Below are 18,122 nucleotides of genomic sequence, written 5' to 3'. Positions count from 1 at the left end.
CCCCCCCCCCTCCCCTCTGCACCTTCCGCTCTCCTGCCCCCCCCCCCCCCCCACGGCCACGAAGTGGGCTGGTCGATGCTGCCGGTGGCCCGCTCGGTGTTGCGCCGCATCGGCGACGACACCGACGTCGTGACGTTCGTCAGCCGCTACACCCGCTCCCGGTTCGCGCCGGCCTTCGGGTCCGCGGCCTCGCTCGAATACCTACCGCCCGGGGTGGACACCGACCGGTTCCGGCCCGACCCCGCCGCCCGCGCCGAACTGCGGAACCGCTACCGGCTGGGCGGACGGCCGACCGTGGTGTGCCTGTCGCGTCTGGTGCCGCGCAAGGGCCAGGACACGTTGATCAGGGCGCTGCCGTCGATCCGGCAACGCGTCGACGGGGCCGCGCTGGTCATCGTCGGCGGCGGCCCGCACGCCGACGCGCTGCGCAAGCTGGCCCGCGGCTGCGGGGTCGCCGAGCACGTGACGTTCACCGGCGGCGTGCCTGCCGCCGAACTGGCCGCGCACCACGCCCTGGCCGACGTGTTCGCGATGCCGTGCCGCACCCGCGGCGCCGGCATGGACGTGGAGGGGCTGGGCATCGTGTTCCTGGAAGCGTCCGCGACCGGCGTGCCGGTTATCGCCGGCCAGTCCGGCGGGGCTCCGGAAGCCGTGCGGCACAACGAGACCGGGCTTGTGGTCGACGGCCGCTCGGTGGCCAAGATCGCCACCGCCGTCACCGAGTTGCTGACCGATCGCGATCGGGCCGCGGCCATGGGCGCGGCCGGGCGCAAGTGGGTGACGGCGCAGTGGCGCTGGGACACACTGGCCGCGCGGCTGGCCGGCCTGCTCCGCGGCTGACTAGTCCTTCGCGTAGATCGCGGCGATGTCGGACGCGAACTTCTCGGCCACCACTTTGCGCTTGACCTTCATCGTGGGCGTCAGCTCCCCGGTCTCCTCGGTGAAGTCGACCGGAAGGATGCGGAACTTGCGGATCGACTCGGCGTGCGACACCGAGAGGTTGGCCTGCTTGACGGCGGCGTTCACCTCGGCGATCAGGTCGGGGTCGGTGGTCAGTTCGCCCACCGACGCGCCGGCCGCCTTGCTGTTGCGCTGCTTCCAGACGTCGAACGCCTCGGGGTCGATCGTGATCAGCGCGCCGATGAAGGGCTTGTTGTCCCCGACGACCATCGCCTGGCTGATCAGCGGGTGCCCCCGCAGTTGATCCTCGAGCAACGCGGGTGCGACGTTCTTGCCGCCCGCGGTGACGATGATCTCCTTCTTGCGCCCGGTGATCGTCAGGAAGCCGTCTTCGTCCACCGCGCCCAGGTCGCCCGTCTTGAACCAGCCGTCGGTGAACGCCTCCGCAGTGGCCTGCTCGTTGCCCCAGTAGCCGCTGAACACGACCCCGCCACGCACCAGCAGTTCCCCGTCCTCGCCGATGCGCAGGCTGTTGCCGGGCACCAGGGTTCCGACAGTCCCGATCTTGACGTTGCCGACCTGGTTGACGGTGATGGCCGCGCTGGTCTCGGTCAGGCCGTAGCCCTCGTAGATGGTGACCCCCACGCCACGGTAGAAGTGGCCCAGCCGCGCCCCCAGCGGTGCGCCACCGGACACCGACGCGCGGCAATCGCCGCCCAGCGCCGCGCGCAGCTTGCCGTAGACCAGCCGGTCGAACAGGGCGTGCTTGGCACGCAGCAGCAGCCCGGGCCGGCCGCCGTCGCGGGCCTGGCTCCACTCGACCGCGGTCTGCGCGGCGATCGCGAAGATGCGGCCTTTGCCGTCGTTGGTGGCGTTCTGCTCGGCGGTGTTGTAGACCTTCTCGAACACCCGGGGCACCGACACCACCACCGTCGGCTTGAACTCCGCGAGCTGCGGCAGCAGATTCTTGATGTCGCTGGTGAAGCCGACGGTCACCTTGTTGGCGAACGCACCCAGCGTGAGCGCCCGGGCCAGCACGTGTGCCAGCGGCAGGAACACCAGCAGCCGCTGCCCGTTGACCAGCAGTGTCGGGAGGCACTCCTTGGTTCCCCGCGTTTCGTAGAGCAGGTTGGAATGGGTGAGCTGACAACCCTTGGGCCGGCCCGTCGTGCCCGAGGTGTAGATCAGCGTCGCCGGGTTCTCGGCCCGTAGTGCCCCGAGCCGAGCCTTCAGCTCGTCCGGGTCGACCGTCGCGCCGGCCTCCACCAACTGCTCGAGCGCCTTGGGGCCGGACCCGTCCACGTGCAACACCCGGCGCAGTGCGGGGAGTTCACCGGCGAGCTCGGTGATCATCGCGGCGTGGGCGTCGGTTTCGGCGAATGCCAGCACGGCCTCAGAATCCTGCAGCACCCAGCGCACCTGCTCGGCCGACGACGTCTCGTAGATCGGGACGGTAACCGCGCCGACCGACAGGATCGCGAGGTCGAGGATCGCCCACTCGTAGCGGGTGGCCGAGAAAATCGACACCCGGTCGCCGGCCTGCACCCCCAGCGAGATCAATCCCAGTGCCGCGGAACGGACCTGTTCGGCCGCCTCGGCGCACGTGACGTCAGTCCAGACGCCGTCGACGTGGCGCTGGTAGATCGCGAAGCCGGGGTCCTCGCGCTCGTGCTCGAAGACCATGGCCGCGACGTTGTCGTGCTCGCCTACGGAGAAGCGGGCGGGAACGCTGTACTCACGCACTGTGTTGACCTCGATTTGGCTAGTGCTGCCGGGTCCGGCTTGCTGCACCCAGCTTAATGCGGGCTTTTCTGCGCCCGGCCCGGCCCGGCGATGGTCGCCAGGCCGCGGGTGTGTGAAGCTGGGACGGTGAACAGCATCCAGATCGCCGACGAAACGTACGTCGCCGCCGACGGCGCGCGGGTCGGCGCCGCGATCGCCGATCCGTCGAACTGGCGGCGCTGGTGGCCTGACCTGAGGTTGCAGGTCGTCGAGGATCGCGCCGACAAGGGCATCCGCTGGACCGTGACCGGCGCGTTGACCGGCACCATGGAGATCTGGCTGGAACCCCTGTCCGACGGGCTGGACGGCGTGGTGCTGCACTACTTCCTGCACGCCGAACCTACCGGCATGGCGGCCTGGCAGCTGGCCAAGCTGAACTTGGCGAAGGTGATCCACCGCCGCCGGGTCGCGGGCAAGAACATGGCTTTCGAGCTCAAGGCGACACTGGAAAGGTCACGCCCGGTCGGGGTTTCTCCGGCAGTTTGACGCTCAACGTCCGGCGTGGAGAGTACCGTTTCGGGCCGGAGACCGGGGCAGCCCCGCAGCGGGCCGACTCGTTCGTGGGAGAGAGGCAGCAGCCAGGTGGCGGAGAAGACGACGCAGACCATTCACATCGACGCTGATCCCGACACGATATTGAAGGTCATCGCCGACATCGATTCCTACCCGGATTGGATCTCGGAGTACAAGGAAGCCGAGGTGCAGGAGCGAGGTGCCGATGGCTACCCCAAGGTGGCGCGCTTCGTGATGGACGCGGGGATCATCAAAGACACCCTGGTCATGTCCTACCAGTGGCCCCGAGATCGCCGATCGCTGAGTTGGACCCTGGTCTCCAGCTCACTGCTGCGTTCGCTGGAAGGCTCGTATCGCCTGGCGCCCAAGGATTCTGGCACCGACGTCACCTATGAGCTGTCGGTTGACCTCGCCCTCCCGATGATCGGGATGCTCAAACGCAAGGCTGAGCGCAGGCTGACCGACACCGCGTTGAAGGACCTGAAGAAACGAGTCGAGGCTGAGTGAGTCCACCGAAGCCCGGGCGCCGACCCCGGCCCGGATCAGTCTGTTCGTCGGCAAGGGTGGGGTAGGAAAATCCACTCTGGCCTCAGCCACCGCGGTCTCCGCCGCGTTCAGAGGCCAGCGCGTGCTGGTGGTGTCCGCCGACCAGGCGCATTCGCTGGGCGACGTGCTGGGCGTCCCGGTCCCGCCCAGCGGTCGCGACGCGCCCGTTCGGGTGTTCGCCGAACCCCCGACCGGGCGCGCCGAGACGAGCGGCGGTTTCCTCGACGCGCTGGCACTGGACACGTTGGCCCTGCTCGAGGCCCGCTGGCAGCAGGTGGTCCGCGCCGTGGATCGGAGTTTTCCCGACTCCGAGTTGAGCACTGTTGCCACCGAAGAGCTTTCGGCACTGCCGGGCGTCCAGGAAGTCCTCGGGCTGCACGCCGTCGGCGAGTTGGCGTCCTCCGGGCGCTGGGATCTGGTGGTCGTCGACTGCGCCTCGACGGCCGATGCGTTGCGGATGCTGACCCTGCCCGCCGCCTTCGGGCTCTACGCCGAGCGCGCATGGCCGCGCCACCGCAGGTTGTCGATCGCCGCCGACGACAGCCGGTCGGCGGCGGTGGTGGAACTGCTGGAACGCATCAGCACGGGTGTCGACGCGCTCGGCGCGCTGTTGACCGACGGCGAGCTCGTCGGTGCGCATGTGGTGCTGACCCCTGAGCGGGTGGTGGTGGCTGAGGCGGTCCGGATCCTGGGATCGCTGGCGTTGATGGGGGTGCGCGTCGAGGAGCTGATCGTCAACCAGGCGCTCGTACAGGACCAGTCCTACGAGTACCACAACCTGCCGGCCCACCCGGCGTTCTCCTGGTATGCCGAACGCATCTGCGAACAACGCCTCGCTTTGGAGGAACTCGGCGCCGCCGTGGGGGACATCGCGCTGGTGGTCACGCCCCACCTGTCAGGCGCGCCGATCGGTCCCGGGGCGCTCGCCGCACTGCTCGACAATGCCCGCCGGCAGGGCACGACGGCGCCACCGGGTCCGCTGCGGCCGGTGGTGGATCTCGAATCCGGATCGGGACTCGGGTCGACATACCGGATGCGGCTGGCGTTGCCCCAACTCGATTCTGGTGCCCTGACCCTCGGGCGGGTCGACGACGACCTGATCATCGGCGTCGGCGGGTTGCGTCGCCGGGTTCGGTTGGCGTCCGTACTGCGCCGCTGCACGGTGTTGGACGCACGTCTTCGGGGTAGTGAGCTGACGGTTCGTTTCCGGCCGGACCCGGAGGTGTGGCCCAGATGAGTGGGGCTCATCCCGACGTCGGTCCCGAGCTGCGCAGGCTGGCCCAGGCGATTCTCGACGGAATCGACCCGGCGGTGCGTCTGGCAGCCGCGATGACGGCCGGCGGGCAGGGAACCGGCAGATGCCAGCAGGTCTGGTGCCCGGTGTGTGCGCTGGCCGCGCTGGCCACCGGTGAGGAGCACCCGTTGCTCACCCTGATCGCCGACCACAGCGTCGCTCTGCTCGAGGTGATCCGAGGCATCGTCGGTGACGGCGGTGACGGCGGTGACGGCGGCCGGTCACCGCAGCCGCCCCCGGACGACCGGCCGCGCGGCGGGGGTGAGCCGCCACCAGGCGATGCGACGCGCGCCGGCCGGGATGCGGGGGAAGGCACCGCCAAGACCCGGTATCAGTCCATCCCCGTCACTGTCGAGGAGTGAGCCGCCCGCGTCGAAGGTGGTCTCCCGCCTCGCGGATGGGTACAGTTGGCGCAGTGCAAGACCGGCGGGGCGAGAGGGAGGGCCATGTGGTACTGGCTATTCAAGTACGTTCTTCTCGGTCCGTTGCTCTCCCTGGTTGGCCGACCCAAAGTTGAAGGCCTGGAACACGTTCCGCATTCCGGACCGGCGATCCTGGCCAGCAACCACCTGGCGGTCATGGACAGCTTCTACCTGCCCCTGGTCGTGCGCCGCCGGATCACCTTCCTGGCAAAGTCGGAATACTTCACGGGCGCCGGCCTCAAGGGCTGGTTCCAGCGCTGGTTCTTCACCGCCGTCGGTCAGGTTCCGATAGACCGCATGAGTGCCGACGCCGCGCAGGCGGCGCTGGACACCGCCGAACGGCTGCTCGGTCAGGGCAAGCTGCTCGGGATGTACCCCGAAGGCACCCGCTCGCCGGACGGCCGGCTCTACAAGGGCAAGACGGGCCTTGCCCGGCTGGCGTTGCACACCGGGGTTCCGGTGATCCCGGTGGCGATGATCGGTACCAACGTGGTCAACCCGCCCGGGACGAACATGCTGCGTTTCGGCCGGGTCACCGTCCGCTTCGGCAAGCCGATGGACTTCTCCCGCTTCGAAGGGATGGCCGGCAACCGGTTCATCGAGCGTGCCGTCGCCGACGAGGTGATCTATGAGTTGATGGGGCTCTCCGGCCAGGAATACGTCGACATCTACGCAGCCAGCCTCAAGGAAGGTGACAACGGCGAGTCGAGTGGCGACTCCGGTGGTGCCTCCGCCGGTGACGCCGCGCGCATCCCCGATACGGCCGCAGGCTAGCCGACCGCCGACACCGGCATCGGCGTCGGCGTTGCCGAATCCGGCGCACCGACACGGGCAACGACGGTGAATCCTGCCGCGGCGATGGCCGCCAGCGCCCACCACACGTAGGACATTCCGGCAAGTTGGCGCCACCATGCCGCGGTCGTCTCGTGGTGCTTGGGGAGCAGATCGATCGGCGTCCACGCCATCAACGCCACCCCGGCGGCGCCGATGGCCGCCAGTGCCGCGTTGCGCCGCCGCCAGGCCAGGGCCCCGGTCACCAGCACTGCCGGCAGCATCCACACCCAATGGTGCGACCACGACACCGGCGACACGACGAGCCCGAACAGCGCGACGCAGATGATCGCCAGCGTCGGCTCGCCGGCGCGCAGCACCCGCCGCATCGCCCAGACGGTCAGCGCCAGCACCAGCAGGCTCGCGGCCACCCACAGCGCGAAACGCTCGTGCTCGCCGAGGCCCAACCGGGCCAGGCCGCCCGCGATGTTCTGGTCGGTGTTCAGCGCCGCGGCGCCGATGCGGTCGGTGTGGTGCACCGTGCGGGTCCAGTACTCCCACGAGTCCCCCCAGGCCAGCGCAAAACCCACGGCCGTCGCGGCCGCGAACGACGCCAGCGCGGTGAGCGCCGCGCGGTTGTCGCGGCGCAGCACCAGATAGAGCAGAAACACCGCGGGCGTGAGCTTGAGCGCGATCCCGAGCCCGAGCAGCACGCCGCGCGGCCACGGGGTGCGCCGCGGAAAGCAGTCGGCGATCACCAGCGTCATCAGCACGACGTTGATCTGGCCGAACGCGAAGTTGGAATCGATGGGTTCCAGCCAGATCGCCGCGGGCGCCACGATCAGCACGGTCAGCCACAGCCGCCGCAGCCACCGCGGCCCGGGCAGTACCGCCGAGGTCTCCCACACGTCCAGTCGGGTGAGCACGATCATCGTCGACACCATCAGCAGCGCCAGCGTCAGCAGCGTGATCGCGACGCTGGCGGCCGGCATGTGCAACCAGGCGAACGGGCTGAACAGGATGGCCGCCAGCGGCGGATAGGTGAACGGCAAGTTCAGCCCGATGGGCGTGTGGAACAACACCTCCCCGCGATACAACGGATGCCCGTCCAGCCAGGCCTGACCGCCCATCTGATAGATGTCGATGTCGATGCGGTACGGCGTGTGCCCGAAGAGGCGCCACGCCGTGTAGCCCAGCGCGGCGGCCGCCGCCAACCAGAGCAATCCCCACGTCAGCACCCGTCCGAGTCCACTTCTGTCGGCGAAGCCCGCGCCGGGCGCCTGCGATCTACTCATATCGCCAATGAGCGTAATCGGTGCCTGGGCCGGGCAGCGGGTGATGCAGCGCGGCTGCTGCCGGCTGCGGCCGGGCAGGCGTAGGTTTCGGGTGTGCTGCAGTGGTTCGTGCCGAGGGTCACCCGGTGGTTCTCCCATGACATCCACGACGGCGGCCGGTTGCCGCTGCTGTGTTGTCTGGTGGCCTTCATCCTGACCTTTTTCGTCACGCGAACCTTCGTCCGGTTCATCCGCTTTCGCGCCGCGACCGGCCGGCCACCCAAATGGTGGCAGCCGCGCAATGTCCACATCGGGGGAGTGCACATTCACCACGTCACGTTCGGGGTGGTGCTGGTGCTGGCCTCCGGACTGACACTGATAACCTTGTCCATCGATGGCCATGAGCCCGAATTCATTGCCGCAGCAATAATTTTCGGTGTCGGCGCCGCGCTGGTGCTCGATGAGTACGCGTTGATCCTGCACCTCTCCGATGTGTACTGGTCGGAAGACGGGCGCACCTCGGTGGACGCGGTGTTCGCCGCGGTGGCCGTGGCCGGCCTGCTGATCATGGGCCTGCATCCGTTGATGTTCTTCCTGCCGGTCTGGCAGGACACCGATTCGACGATGCTGCGGCTCGCGGTGGGCGGTGCGATGGCGCTGACGCTGCCGCTGGCCGTGATCGTCGTGCTCAAGGGCAAGGTGTGGACCGGCCTGCTCGGCATGTTCATCGTCGTGCTGCTCGTCGTCGGGGCGGTGCGGTTGTCGCGCCCCCACGCCCCGTGGGCGCGGTGGCGCTACACCACCCGGCCGGACAAGATGCGCCACGCGCTGCAGCGGGAACGGACGTTGCGGCGTCCCGTGGTGCGGGCGAAGCTGGCGTTGCAGTGCGCGATCGCCGGCACCCCGCGTCTGCCCGACGAACGCACGGTCGACGCCAGGCTCGACAACGAGGTGCGTCCCGCGCCGCCGCCCGCGAACACCGGCCCCATCCTGATCGGCAGGTAGATAGCCGCGACGCCGCCGCTCGGCCGCACGCCTAGGCTTTCTGCGGTGCGGTATTTCTATGACACCGAATTCATCGAGGACGGCCGCAGCATCGAGCTGATCTCGATCGGCGTGGTCGCCGAAGACGACCGTGAGTACTATGCGGTGTCCACGGAATTCGATCCGGAACGCGCCGGCAGTTGGGTGCGCGCGCATGTGCTGCCCAAACTGCCGCCCCCGTCCTCGCAGTTGTGGCGCTCGCGGAGGCGGATCCGGGAGGACCTCGAGGAGTTCTTCGGCGTCTCCGGCATCGCCGACGCCGACGCGATCGAGCTGTGGGCCTGGATCGGGGCCTACGACCACGTGGCCTTGTGCCAGTTGTGGGGCACGATGCCGGAGTTGCCGCGGGCGCTGCCCCGCTTCACCCGCGAACTGCGGCAGCTCTGGGAGGACCGCGGATCCCCCCGGCTGCCGCCGCGGTCGCGGGATGCTCACGACGCGCTGGTCGACGCCCGCGATCAGCTGCGTCGCTTCCGGCTGATCACGTCGGCCGGCGAGGCGCACTGTGGACGGCGTTCGTCCTGATCAGCCCCGCACTGCCCATTCCGGTTGCCGGTTACCATGGTGCGATGAACTGGACCGTCGACATCCCGGTCGACCAGCTGCCTTCGCTGCCGCCGCTGTCGGCCGAGTTGCGCGCCCGTCTCGACGCCGCACTGGCCAAGCCCGCCGCCCAGCAGCCCAGCTGGCCCGCCGGCCAGGCCACCGCGATGCGCACGGTCCTGGAGAGCGTGCCGCCGGTGACGGTGCCCTCCGAGATCGCCCGTCTGCAGGAACAACTGGCCGCGGTCGCCAAGGGTGAGGCGTTCCTGCTGCAGGGCGGTGACTGCGCGGAGACGTTCACCGACAACACCGAACCCCACATCCGGGGCAACATCCGGGCGCTGCTGCAGATGGCCGTGGTGCTGACCTACGGCGCCAGCATGCCGGTGGTCAAGGTCGCCCGCATCGCCGGCCAGTACGCCAAGCCGCGCTCGTCGGACATCGACGCGCTGGGTCTGAAGTCCTATCGCGGCGACATGGTCAACGGGTTTGCCCCGGATGCCGCCGCGCGCGAGCATGACCCGTCGCGGCTGGTGCGGGCCTACGCCAACGCCAGTGCGGCGATGAACCTGGTGCGGGCGTTGACCTCGTCGGGGCTGGCCTCGCTGCACGGCGTGCACGACTGGAACCGCGAGTTCGTCGCGACCTCGCCGGCCGGGGCGCGATACGAGGCGCTGGCCACCGAGATCGACCGCGCGCTGCGCTTCATGAGTGCGTGCGGGGTGGCCGACCGCAACCTTCAGACTGCCGAAATTTTCGCCAGCCACGAGGCTTTGGTGCTCGACTACGAGCGAGCCATGCTGCGTCTGTCCGCGGGCGAAGACGGCGAGCCCCGGCTCTACGACCTGTCGGCGCACACCGTGTGGATCGGCGAGCGCACCCGCCAGCTCGACGGTGCGCACGTCGCCTTCGCCGAGGTGATCGCCAACCCGATCGGTGTCAAGATCGGCCCGACGATGACTCCCGAGCTCGCCGTCGAATACGTCGAGCGGCTCGACGCGCGTAACCAGCCCGGCCGGCTGACGCTGGTCAGCAGACTGGGCAACGGCAAGGTCCGCGACCTGCTGCCGCCGATCGTCGAGAAGGTGCAGGCCACCGGTCACCAGGTGATCTGGCAGTGCGACCCGATGCACGGCAACACTCACGAGTCGTCCAACGGGTACAAGACCCGCCACTTCGACCGGATCGTCGACGAGGTGCAGGGATTTTTTGAGGTGCACCGGGCTCTGGGCACCCACCCGGGCGGGATCCACGTGGAGATCACCGGCGAGAACGTCACCGAATGTCTCGGTGGCGCGCAGGACATCTCGGACACCGACCTGGTGGGGCGCTACGAGACGGCGTGTGACCCGCGGCTGAACACCCAGCAGTCCCTGGAACTGGCGTTCCTGGTCGCCGAGATGCTACGCGACTAGGCATCTCACAGCAGGCCGCTCAGGTTGCTGCCGATCGTCCACCCCACAGTCGCCGCGAGCCCGCTGAGGGCGAGCACGACCGCCACCCAGATCAACACGCTGCGCCGGCCGCGCTGGCGGGCCCACACAAACTCGCTCAGCGCGATCCCGGCGAATTCCCCTGACACGGGTTCGTATTCGTAGTCGTCCGGCTCGGCTGGGGGTTGCGCCGCGGGCCGGTCCCCGGACCCGCGGGTGAGCCGGCGGGTGGGCTGGCGAACCGGTGCGGCGCCGGGTTGTTGCTGCCCGAGGGCCCCGCGCTCCGCCATCCGGCCGTGCTGCGGTGCCGCCGCTCGGTGCTGGGCGGAGCTGGTCGGGGCGGGCACCCGGAAGGCCGGCAAGTCGAGTTCGTCGGCGATCGCCTCCAGATCGGCGGCCATCTCGATCGCGTCGGCGTATCGGTCGGCGGGGTTGCGGGCGGTCGCGCGCTGCACGAACTCGTCGAATTGCGGAGGCACGCCGTCGATCGCCGCGCCGGCCCGGGGCACGTCGCTGTCCAGGCGCTGATAGGCGATCGACAGCGCCGAGTCGCCGGTGAACGGCGTGCGCCCGGTCAGCAGCTCGTAGGTGAGGATTCCGGTCGAGTAGACGTCGCTGCGGGGGCCGGCCCGATTGGGTGGGCCGTCGCGGACCTGCTCGGGGGACAGGTAGGCCGCTGTTCCCAGAATGACGCTGGTGGAGGTGATCCCGGCCGCCGCGACGGCCCGAACCAACCCGAAATCGGCGATCTTCACCTCGCCGTCGTCGGAGATCAGCACGTTTTCGGGCTTGACGTCGCGGTGCACCAGGCCGGCGCCGTGCGCGGCGGCCAGCCCGCCCAGCACCGGGCGAAGTACCGCTGCGACGGCGTGGGGCGGCATCGGGCCGCGCTCGGCCAGCAACTCGCGCAGCGTGCCGCCTTCGACGAGTTCCATCACCAGGAACGGGTGCCGGGCGTCCATCCCCTGGTCGTAGACCGCGACCAGTCCCGGGTTCTTCAACCGCGCGACCGCGCGGGCCTCGAGCCGGAAGCGGGTCAGGAACTGCTCGTCGGCGGCGTAGCGGGCGTCCATGACCTTCACCGCGACGGGGCGGTCGAGCCGGACGTCGAGGCCGCGGTACACGGTCGAGGTACCCCCGTCGGCGATTCTGGACTCCACGAGGTAGCGGCCATCCAGCAGCGTGCCGTCCAGCTCCCCGATCCCCGCGCCTGCCACGGGGCCATCGTAGGTCGGCCGCGGCGCCCGGTTGAAAGACTTCATGCTCAACGCGCCGAGCAGGGCATACACTGGCGCGGTGGGCAGCATCCCGGCCGGCGATGACGTGATAGATCCCGACGAGCCAACGTACGACCTGCCCCGGGTCGCCGAGTTGTTGGGCGTGCCGGTCGGCAAGGTGCACCAGCAGTTACGGGAGGGCCACCTGGTCGCCCTGCGGCGCGACGGCGGTGTCGTGATCCCCCAGGTGTTCTTCACTGCCACCGGGGACGTGGTCAAGAGCTTGCCGGGGCTGTTGACCATCCTGCGGGACGGCGGTTACCGACAGACCGAGATCCTGCGGTGGCTGTTCACCCCTGACTCGTCGCTGACCATCACCCGTGACGGCAGCCGGGATTCCATCAGCAACGCCCGTCCCGTCGACGCCCTGCACGCGCATCAGGCGCGGGAGGTGGTGCGCCGGGCTCAGGCTATGGCGTACTGACGGCTGCGCGACCCGGTTCCTCCGGCCGCACCGCCGGTGCCCGATTCAGCGTGTACCAGGAGATCACGGCGCAGGCGGTGGCCAGCCAGAAGTGCAGCCACGAGTACATGCCGTGCGAGCCGTCGGGTTTGAAGATGATCATCACCCACGCCGAGAACCCCGCGATGACGGCGACCGCACGCCGCGACTGGGCCAGCGGCGCCGCGGCCGCCAGTGGCCAGGAGTAGTACCAGGGCAGCGCGGCCGGCACGAACAACACGACGATCAGCATCGACCACGCGATTCCGGTCAGCGCGCCGCGGTCGTCGCGGCGGTACCGCCACCACAACAGCGGCAGTGACACCGCGATGACCACGATCCCGATCAGTCGGGTGACGCGCAGCAGAGGATAGAAGTCGAAGGCGAAGAAGTTGCTGCCCCAGGCGTGGATAAGGTTGGCCGCCCCGGTCGGCACGGTCAGCCAGTTGATGATCTTCACCGATCCGGCCAGCGCGGTCAGCCAGCCCAGGCCGACACCGGCCGCGGCCGACAGTATCCCGAACACCACGGCGAAGACGAGCAGCGAAGCGGCCAGGGCCGCCAGGAACGCCTGCGCCGGGGGGAGTCCACGGCGGTCCCGCAAGTGCCGCATCCACACCCAGACCAGAAACGGCAAGGCGATCGCCGCGGTGGCCTTGACCGCGCTCGCCACGGTGATCAGCGCGACGCCCGACAGGTGGCGGCCTCCGAAGGTCAGGGCGATGCCGGCGGCCATGAGCCCGACCATCAGCATCTCGTTGTGCACCCCGCCCATCAGGTGAATGAGCACCAGCGGGTTGAGGACGCAGATCCACAACGCAATGGAGCCGTCGGTGCCCAGGTGATGCGCCAGTCGGGGTGTGGCCCAGATGAGCAGCGCCAGCCCCGGCAGCATGCACAGGCGCAGCACCATGGTCCCGGCCACCACGTTGTTGCCGACGACGACTGTGACGAATTTCGCGATCAGGATGAACGCCGGGCCGTACGGCGCGGTCGTGATCGTCCAGATGGGACTGACGTCGTCCAGCAAGGAGTTCGGGTTCGCCACGGGGCCCACCGCGTAAGGGTCCAGGCCGTCGCGCAGCAGCGCCCCCTGTGCCAGATAGGAATAGGTGTCCCGGCTGAACACGGGCACGGACACCAGCAGCGGCGCCAGCCAGAACCCGGTGGTGGCCTTCATCACGTATTCGGTCGCGTCGCCGGCCAGCACGTGCCGGCCCAGTGCCAGCCACCCGATCAGCATGAGCCCCACGCCGGCCCACAGCACCACAGACGACAGCACCAGCCCATGCCCGAAGCGCAGCCACGACATGTGGATCGACTCCAGCAGTGGGTCGTGTTGGCGGGTGCTGCCCGCGCCCAGCCCGCCCATGGTGATCAGCGCGGAGCCGAGGAACCCAAGCTTTGCCGGTCGCGACTGCGGGCCCGCGACGAAGGCCAGCAGCCGCGCGAACCATTGGTTGCAGAGGTGTTGCGCCGTGGGAGAGCCGGCGGCCGGGGTCTGCATCGGACTCGACGGGGTTTCCATCGGCTCAAGCGGACCGGTTCGTGGCCATCCTGGCCAGCGCGGACAGCCCCGCTTTGGCCGCTGCGCTGACGGGTGCCGATGCCAGCGTGGCCAGCGCCCGCTGTGTCAGCGTGGCGATGCGCCGCTCGGCCGCCTGCAGCGCTCCCACCGCCTCGATGGCGTCGCGCAGTTCGCTGACCTGAGCGTCAGTCAGCTGCGCGCCGATCGCACTGCGTAACAGCCGGGCAGCCGCCGGATCGGACTTGTCCGCCAGTTCGACAGCCTCGGCCAGCAGCACCGTCCGCTTCCCCGCCCGCAAATCGTCGCCGGACGGTTTGCCGGTGACCGACGGGTCCCCGAACACGCCCAGCACGTCGTCGCGCAGCTGGAACGCTATGCCGAGGTCCACCCCGAATTGTTCGAAGGTGTCCTGGACGTCGGGTCTGTCGGCGGCCGCGGCCACCCCGAGTTGCAGTGGCCGCGCCACCGTGTAGCTGGCGGTCTTGAACGTGTCGACGTTCATCGCCGATGCGATCGATTCGGCGCCGCTGGCCTCGGCGACAATGTCGAGGTATTGCCCGCCGAGCACCTCGGTCCGGATGTCGGCCCATACGCGCAGGACCCGCCGCTGGGCGTCGGGCGCCAGGTCCGCATCGAACACGATGTCGTCGGCCCAGGCCAGCGCCAGGTCGCCGAGCAGGATCGCCGCCGACACCCCGAATCGGTCGGGGGAGCCACGCCACCTCCGGTTGCGGTGCATTTCGGCGAAGTGCACGTGGGCAGCCGGTCTGCCGCGGCGGGTCGCGGAGTCGTCGATGACGTCGTCGTGCAGCAGCGCGCAGGCGTGCAGCAACTCCAGCGCGGAGAACAGCAGCAGCACTTCGGGATCGGGATCTTCGCTGGCCACTGCGCGCCAACCCCAGTAGGCGAAGGCCGGCCGCAGCCTCTTCCCGCCCCCGAGAACGAAATCCTCGAGCGTGGTGATGAATGCGCCGTAGTCGTCGCCGATGTATGCGGTTTCGATGCGCCGCTCGCACAGATACCGCCGGAGTCGGTCGGTGATGGCGCCGGCCAATTCGGCCGTCGCCGTTGCTTCGACGCTCAGCGCGGCGCCCCTTTCTGCTCGGCCCGACGCGGTGTTTGTTCCAGGCCCGACAGTGTATGTCGCCGCGGCGCCCGGAGTCGCTCAGGCTGGCCCCGTGTGCCCTGGCGAGATTGCCCCCGCACGTCGGCGGTGCCTCCCCGCCTATGCTGGCTGGGGTCCGGACCTAGTCCCGCGCCGTCCGGTCCGGGAACGCCGGAGCAGCCGTTGACTGATGCAGAGGAGCCGCGTGACCCTCAACACCATCGCCCTGGAACTGGTGCCGCCCAACGTGGAGGACGGTCGGGAACGGGCGCTGGACGATGTGCGAAAAGTTGTGCAGTGCTCGGTCGAGAGCGGACTGGAGGGCCGGATCCGGCACGTGATGATCCCCGGCATGATCGCCGAGGACGACGACCGTCCCGTCCCGATGAAGCCGAAGCTCGACGTGCTGGACTTCTGGTCGATCATCAAGCCGGAGTTGCCGGGCTTGCGCGGACTGTGCACGCAGGTGACCGCCTTCATGGACGAATCCGCGCTGCGGCGGCGGCTCACCGATCTGTGCGACGCCGGCATGGAGGGTGTGGTGTTCGTCGGTGTGCCGCGCACGATGAGCGACGGCGAGGGTTCCGGTGTCGCGCCGACCGACGCACTGTCCATCTACCGGGAGCTGGTGAGCAACCGTGGGGTGATCCTGATCCCCACCCGCGAGGGCGAACAGGGCCGTTTCACCTTCAAGTGCGCTCAGGGCGCGACCTACGGCATGACCCAGCTGTTGTACTCAGACGCGATCGTGGGGTTTTTGACGGAGTTCGCCCAAAGAACCGACCACCGGCCGGAGGTCCTGCTGTCGTTCGGCTTCGTGCCGAAGGTGGAGAGTCGCGTCGGGCTGATCAACTGGCTCATCCAGGACCCGGGTAACGCGGCGGTGGCCGCCGAGCAGGAGTTCGTGAAGGAACTTGCCGGCTGCGACCCGGCGCGCAAGCGCCGGCGAATGGTCGACCTGTACAAGCGCGTCATCGACGGCGTCGCCGACCTCGGTTTTCCGCTCAGCATCCATTTCGAGGCGACGTACGGGGTGTCGGCCCCGGCGTTTCAGGCGTTCGCCGAGATGCTCGCCTACTGGTCACCGGGCGAAACGTGCTAGGTCGGCGGTTGGTCGCGCGGGCCGCTGAACCGCGGTGAGCGGTCGCGACTTGACCAGGCCAGCGCCGCCACTGCGAAGGCCGCGGCGAACGATGCGATGGTCAGCCAGATGCCTGCCCCGGTGAACGACCGCGTGTTGGGATCGGTGTAACGGGCCTGGGCGGTCATGGTGCTCACCACGCCCGGTTTGAGCTTCCACGAGACGACGTCGGGCTCGGCGCGGTCGCCGTTGGTGGAGGTGACCACCCCCGGGAAGGCGACGGTCAACTCGACTTCGGCATCGGGATCTGTGAGAGAGGTGAGGTCGGCCCGGCCTTCCAGGATCACCAGGTTGCCGTTGCGGCGCAACGACAGGTTGACGCCCGCGGCGTTGCTGTTCATCTCCGCCAGCTGTGGCACCTCGGCGAACGTCAGGTCGGAGAACACCGCCTGCGACCCCACGTAGCCGTCGCTGTCGTAATTGGACACCGCCACCTTCTGGGCGAACGGCAGGTTGTTCTCCAGTTGCGGGCCGGTGTCCTTGGGCGTCTTGGGTTTGGCAGCGGCGATGATCTCCCCGGACACCAGATCGTCGGGCGAGATGGTGATGGACGCCCTGACGCGTAGACATCCGGCGGCCAGCGGGACCAGCAGGAGCAGCATCGCCGCGGCCAGCACGCGGCGCCGCCGAGCGGTGAATCCTCGGGCGGGAATCGGGGGAGATCCAGCGCGCACCAGGTCATCGTGCCAGATGCGGCGTGGCGGGTGTGAGGGTCGCCGCGGGTGCGTGGCGGCGTTTCGTTCGAGGGGGCCGATCACTGAAGGGGCAGCGCCCTGCCCAGGATCGCGAACGCGCGGGGGTCGCCGGCGAAATGGTAGCCGCGAATGACGTCCGTGAAGCCCAGTCGCCGGTACAACCGCCAGGCGCGGTTGGGCCCGTCGTTGGTTTCCGGAGTCGATAGCAGCACGTTCCTCTCGCCTCGCCCGGCGAGCAGCCGCCGGACCAACGCTTCGCCGAGGCCTCGCCCCTGAGCGCGGGGATGGATGTGCAGTTCAGTCAGCTCGAAGTAGCTGCTCATCAGGCCTGCGATCACTTCGGGGGGCGAGCCGCCGCGCTGCAGACCCATCAGGACCTGTTGCTGCCACCACTGCCCGGGTGCCCCGGGGTAGCCGTAGGCCACGCCGACCAGCGGCGCATCGCTCAGCCGGGCGCCCGGGGCGACGCCGTCCCACGACGTGGTCTCGCCGGCCTCCACCGCGGCGACTCCTTGCCAGCCACGTCGCCGCAGGTGTTCGAGCCACGTCGCGGCACGCTGCTGCTCGGTGCCCCGCGGGTATCGCATCGCCTCGACATACACGCCCAGCGCGTCGCCGAGACGACGCTCCATGTCGGTGGGCGGCAGATCGATGAGGAAGGTCGGCAACTTGCGGTGTCCTCCTGATCCGTCGCCCAACAGTGGCGGCGCATTCCAGCGCGTCAAGCCAATTCCAGAGCCCGCCTCACGGCCATTATCGGACTCCTGCACCGCCGGTCGCTGAGCGGTCACGGCTAACAAGCGGTGAAACTCCACCCCGGCAGGACAGTGGTAGCCCACCGGTGATGTCGACTCGCCCGCTCTGCTGACCAACCCGCGATAGAATCGCCGCCGAACCAGTGGTAACGCGCAGATCGACCTCGTATCATCTGAGTTAGTTGCCCTCGGAAGCGGGCATCCGCGTGTTATCGGTATCCACGTGCCAACCTGTCGGCAAGGAGGGACGAATGCCACTCTCCGATCATGAGCAACGGATGCTCGATCAGATCGAGAGCGCTCTCTACGCCGAGGACCCCAAGTTCGCGTCGAGCGTTCGGGGCGGAGGGCTCCACGCGCCCACCGCCCGGCGGCGCCTGAAGGGCGCGGCACTGTTCGTCCTGGGCCTGGCGATGCTGGTCTGCGGTGTTGCGTTCAAGTCCACGATGATCGGAAACTTCCCGATCCTCAGCGTCTTCGGCTTCGTCGTGATGTTCGCCGGTGTGGTGTTCGCCATCACCGGGCCCCGGTTGGGGGGCCTGCCGGAACACCCCGGATCCGGACCAGCGGCACCGCGGCCGCGCCGTATCAGGGGTGGCGGGGGCTCGTTCACCAGTCGCATGGAGGACCGGTTCCGTCGTCGCTTCGACGAGTAGT

General features: G+C 69.1%; 19 protein-coding genes. 12 read left to right on the top strand and 7 right to left on the bottom strand.

Annotated elements, in window-relative coordinates; all coding sequences use genetic code 11:
• On the top strand, nucleotides 1-840 hold an 840-nt coding region (locus AC2VOK_RS04210), incomplete at its 5' end, for a glycosyltransferase family 4 protein (protein ID WP_428899363.1).
• Here the strand turns inward: AC2VOK_RS04210 and AC2VOK_RS04205 are convergent.
• Nucleotides 841-2,643: an AMP-dependent synthetase/ligase gene (locus AC2VOK_RS04205; protein ID WP_428899362.1), complete on the bottom strand. Its 1,803-nt coding sequence runs from the start codon at nucleotides 2,641-2,643 to the stop codon at nucleotides 841-843. It abuts the gene before it with no gap.
• Nucleotides 2,644-2,769: 126 nt separating this feature from the next.
• Here AC2VOK_RS04205 and AC2VOK_RS04200 point away from each other — a divergent pair, with 126 nt between their 5' ends.
• The 5 genes from AC2VOK_RS04200 (at nucleotide 2,770) to AC2VOK_RS04180 (ending at nucleotide 6,231) form a co-directional block, all read left to right on the top strand.
• The gene (locus tag AC2VOK_RS04200; RefSeq protein WP_428899361.1) at nucleotides 2,770-3,168 is read left to right on the top strand and encodes a polyketide cyclase / dehydrase and lipid transport; all 399 of its coding nucleotides are present in this window, start codon (nucleotides 2,770-2,772) and stop codon (nucleotides 3,166-3,168) included.
• Nucleotides 3,169-3,264: 96 nt separating this feature from the next.
• Nucleotides 3,265-3,702, top strand: a complete 438-nt coding sequence (locus AC2VOK_RS04195; protein WP_428899360.1) for an SRPBCC family protein — start codon at nucleotides 3,265-3,267, stop codon at nucleotides 3,700-3,702.
• A complete protein-coding gene (locus AC2VOK_RS04190) occupies nucleotides 3,695-4,978 on the top strand; it encodes an ArsA family ATPase (RefSeq protein WP_428899365.1) in 1,284 nt (427 codons plus the stop codon). The genes AC2VOK_RS04195 and AC2VOK_RS04190 overlap by 8 nt, the downstream gene beginning before the upstream one ends.
• Nucleotides 4,975-5,397 carry a hypothetical protein gene (locus AC2VOK_RS04185; RefSeq protein WP_428899359.1) on the top strand — a complete coding sequence of 141 codons (423 nt, stop codon included), beginning with the start codon at nucleotides 4,975-4,977 and terminating at the stop codon, nucleotides 5,395-5,397. Before AC2VOK_RS04190 ends, AC2VOK_RS04185 begins: the two co-directional genes overlap by 4 nt.
• A gap of 84 nt (nucleotides 5,398-5,481) precedes the next feature.
• Entirely contained in the window at nucleotides 5,482-6,231 is a 750-nt protein-coding gene (locus AC2VOK_RS04180; RefSeq protein WP_428899358.1) for a lysophospholipid acyltransferase family protein, read from the top strand.
• Here the strand turns inward: AC2VOK_RS04180 and AC2VOK_RS04175 are convergent.
• On the bottom strand, nucleotides 6,228-7,523 hold the full coding sequence (locus tag AC2VOK_RS04175; RefSeq protein WP_428899357.1) for a glycosyltransferase 87 family protein: 1,296 nt from the start codon (nucleotides 7,521-7,523) through the stop codon (nucleotides 6,228-6,230). The two genes, AC2VOK_RS04180 and AC2VOK_RS04175, sit on opposite strands and share 4 nt — an antisense overlap.
• Before the next feature lie 108 nt (nucleotides 7,524-7,631).
• Here AC2VOK_RS04175 and AC2VOK_RS04170 point away from each other — a divergent pair, with 108 nt between their 5' ends.
• From AC2VOK_RS04170 to AC2VOK_RS04160, 3 genes are read left to right on the top strand one after another with little or no spacing between them, the layout of a single operon-like run.
• Nucleotides 7,632-8,507 carry a hypothetical protein gene (locus tag AC2VOK_RS04170; RefSeq protein WP_428899364.1) on the top strand — a complete coding sequence of 292 codons (876 nt, stop codon included), beginning with the start codon at nucleotides 7,632-7,634 and terminating at the stop codon, nucleotides 8,505-8,507.
• Nucleotides 8,508-8,552: 45 nt separating this feature from the next.
• Nucleotides 8,553-9,071: a polyadenylate-specific 3'-exoribonuclease AS gene (locus AC2VOK_RS04165; protein ID WP_428899356.1), complete on the top strand. Its 519-nt coding sequence runs from the start codon at nucleotides 8,553-8,555 to the stop codon at nucleotides 9,069-9,071.
• 44 nt (nucleotides 9,072-9,115) lie between these two features.
• Nucleotides 9,116-10,504, top strand: a complete 1,389-nt coding sequence (locus AC2VOK_RS04160) for a class II 3-deoxy-7-phosphoheptulonate synthase (RefSeq protein WP_428899355.1) — start codon at nucleotides 9,116-9,118, stop codon at nucleotides 10,502-10,504.
• Between the two features lie 5 nt (nucleotides 10,505-10,509).
• Here the strand turns inward: AC2VOK_RS04160 and AC2VOK_RS04155 are convergent, their stop codons facing one another.
• Complete coding sequence (locus AC2VOK_RS04155) at nucleotides 10,510-11,784, bottom strand: protein kinase domain-containing protein (protein WP_428899354.1); 1,275 nt, start codon at nucleotides 11,782-11,784, stop codon at nucleotides 10,510-10,512.
• Between the two features lie 34 nt (nucleotides 11,785-11,818).
• Between AC2VOK_RS04155 and AC2VOK_RS04150 the strand changes: the two genes are divergently transcribed.
• A complete protein-coding gene (locus AC2VOK_RS04150; protein ID WP_421528042.1) occupies nucleotides 11,819-12,223 on the top strand; it encodes an Rv2175c family DNA-binding protein in 405 nt (134 codons plus the stop codon).
• On the opposite strand, the gene AC2VOK_RS04145 is transcribed toward AC2VOK_RS04150, so the two are convergent.
• Together AC2VOK_RS04145 and idsA2 are read right to left on the bottom strand one after the other, a co-directional pair.
• On the bottom strand, nucleotides 12,210-13,769 hold the full coding sequence (locus AC2VOK_RS04145) for an alpha-(1->6)-mannopyranosyltransferase A (RefSeq protein WP_428899353.1): 1,560 nt from the start codon (nucleotides 13,767-13,769) through the stop codon (nucleotides 12,210-12,212). The two genes, AC2VOK_RS04150 and AC2VOK_RS04145, sit on opposite strands and share 14 nt — an antisense overlap.
• A 4-nt stretch (nucleotides 13,770-13,773) precedes the next feature.
• Entirely contained in the window at nucleotides 13,774-14,823 is a 1,050-nt protein-coding gene (gene idsA2, locus AC2VOK_RS04140; protein WP_428899352.1) for a bifunctional (2E,6E)-farnesyl/geranyl diphosphate synthase, read from the bottom strand.
• Nucleotides 14,824-15,079: 256 nt separating this feature from the next.
• Here idsA2 and AC2VOK_RS04135 point away from each other — a divergent pair, with 256 nt between their 5' ends.
• Nucleotides 15,080-15,976 (top strand): mycobacterial-type methylenetetrahydrofolate reductase, encoded by an 897-nt coding sequence (locus AC2VOK_RS04135; protein ID WP_428899351.1) that lies wholly within the window; start codon nucleotides 15,080-15,082, stop codon nucleotides 15,974-15,976.
• On the opposite strand, the gene lppM is transcribed toward AC2VOK_RS04135, so the two are convergent.
• Entirely contained in the window at nucleotides 15,973-16,617 is a 645-nt protein-coding gene (gene lppM / locus AC2VOK_RS04130; RefSeq protein WP_421528072.1) for a lipoprotein LppM, read from the bottom strand. The two genes, AC2VOK_RS04135 and lppM, sit on opposite strands and share 4 nt — an antisense overlap.
• A 152-nt stretch (nucleotides 16,618-16,769) precedes the next feature.
• Nucleotides 16,770-17,378 carry a GNAT family N-acetyltransferase gene (locus AC2VOK_RS04125; protein WP_428899350.1) on the bottom strand — a complete coding sequence of 203 codons (609 nt, stop codon included), beginning with the start codon at nucleotides 17,376-17,378 and terminating at the stop codon, nucleotides 16,770-16,772.
• 338 nt (nucleotides 17,379-17,716) lie between these two features.
• Between AC2VOK_RS04125 and AC2VOK_RS04120 the strand changes: the two genes are divergently transcribed.
• Nucleotides 17,717-18,121 (top strand): DUF3040 domain-containing protein, encoded by a 405-nt coding sequence (locus AC2VOK_RS04120; RefSeq protein WP_428899349.1) that lies wholly within the window; start codon nucleotides 17,717-17,719, stop codon nucleotides 18,119-18,121.
• Nucleotide 18,122 lies beyond the last annotated feature (1 nt).

Source organism: Mycobacterium sp. TH-M116, from assembly GCF_057473685.1.
Note: the sequence above shows the minus strand (reverse complement) of the source record. Positions and strands in the feature narration are given on the sequence as shown.

Excerpts from the sequence above, each read along its gene's own strand:
- AC2VOK_RS04185 (WP_428899359.1), top strand. The coding sequence starts at position 4,975 with ATGAGTGGGGCTCATCCCGACGTCGGTCCCGAGCTGCGCAGGCTGGCC.
- AC2VOK_RS04180 (WP_428899358.1), top strand. The coding sequence starts at position 5,482 with ATGTGGTACTGGCTATTCAAGTACGTTCTTCTCGGTCCGTTGCTCTCC.
- AC2VOK_RS04175 (WP_428899357.1), bottom strand. The coding sequence starts at position 7,523 with ATGAGTAGATCGCAGGCGCCCGGCGCGGGCTTCGCCGACAGAAGTGGA.
- AC2VOK_RS04160 (WP_428899355.1), top strand. The coding sequence starts at position 9,116 with ATGAACTGGACCGTCGACATCCCGGTCGACCAGCTGCCTTCGCTGCCG.
- AC2VOK_RS04155 (WP_428899354.1), bottom strand. The coding sequence starts at position 11,784 with ATGAAGTCTTTCAACCGGGCGCCGCGGCCGACCTACGATGGCCCCGTG.
- AC2VOK_RS04145 (WP_428899353.1), bottom strand. The coding sequence starts at position 13,769 with ATGGAAACCCCGTCGAGTCCGATGCAGACCCCGGCCGCCGGCTCTCCC.
- lppM (WP_421528072.1), bottom strand. The coding sequence starts at position 16,617 with ATGCTGCTCCTGCTGGTCCCGCTGGCCGCCGGATGTCTACGCGTCAGG.
- AC2VOK_RS04120 (WP_428899349.1), top strand. The coding sequence starts at position 17,717 with ATGCCACTCTCCGATCATGAGCAACGGATGCTCGATCAGATCGAGAGC.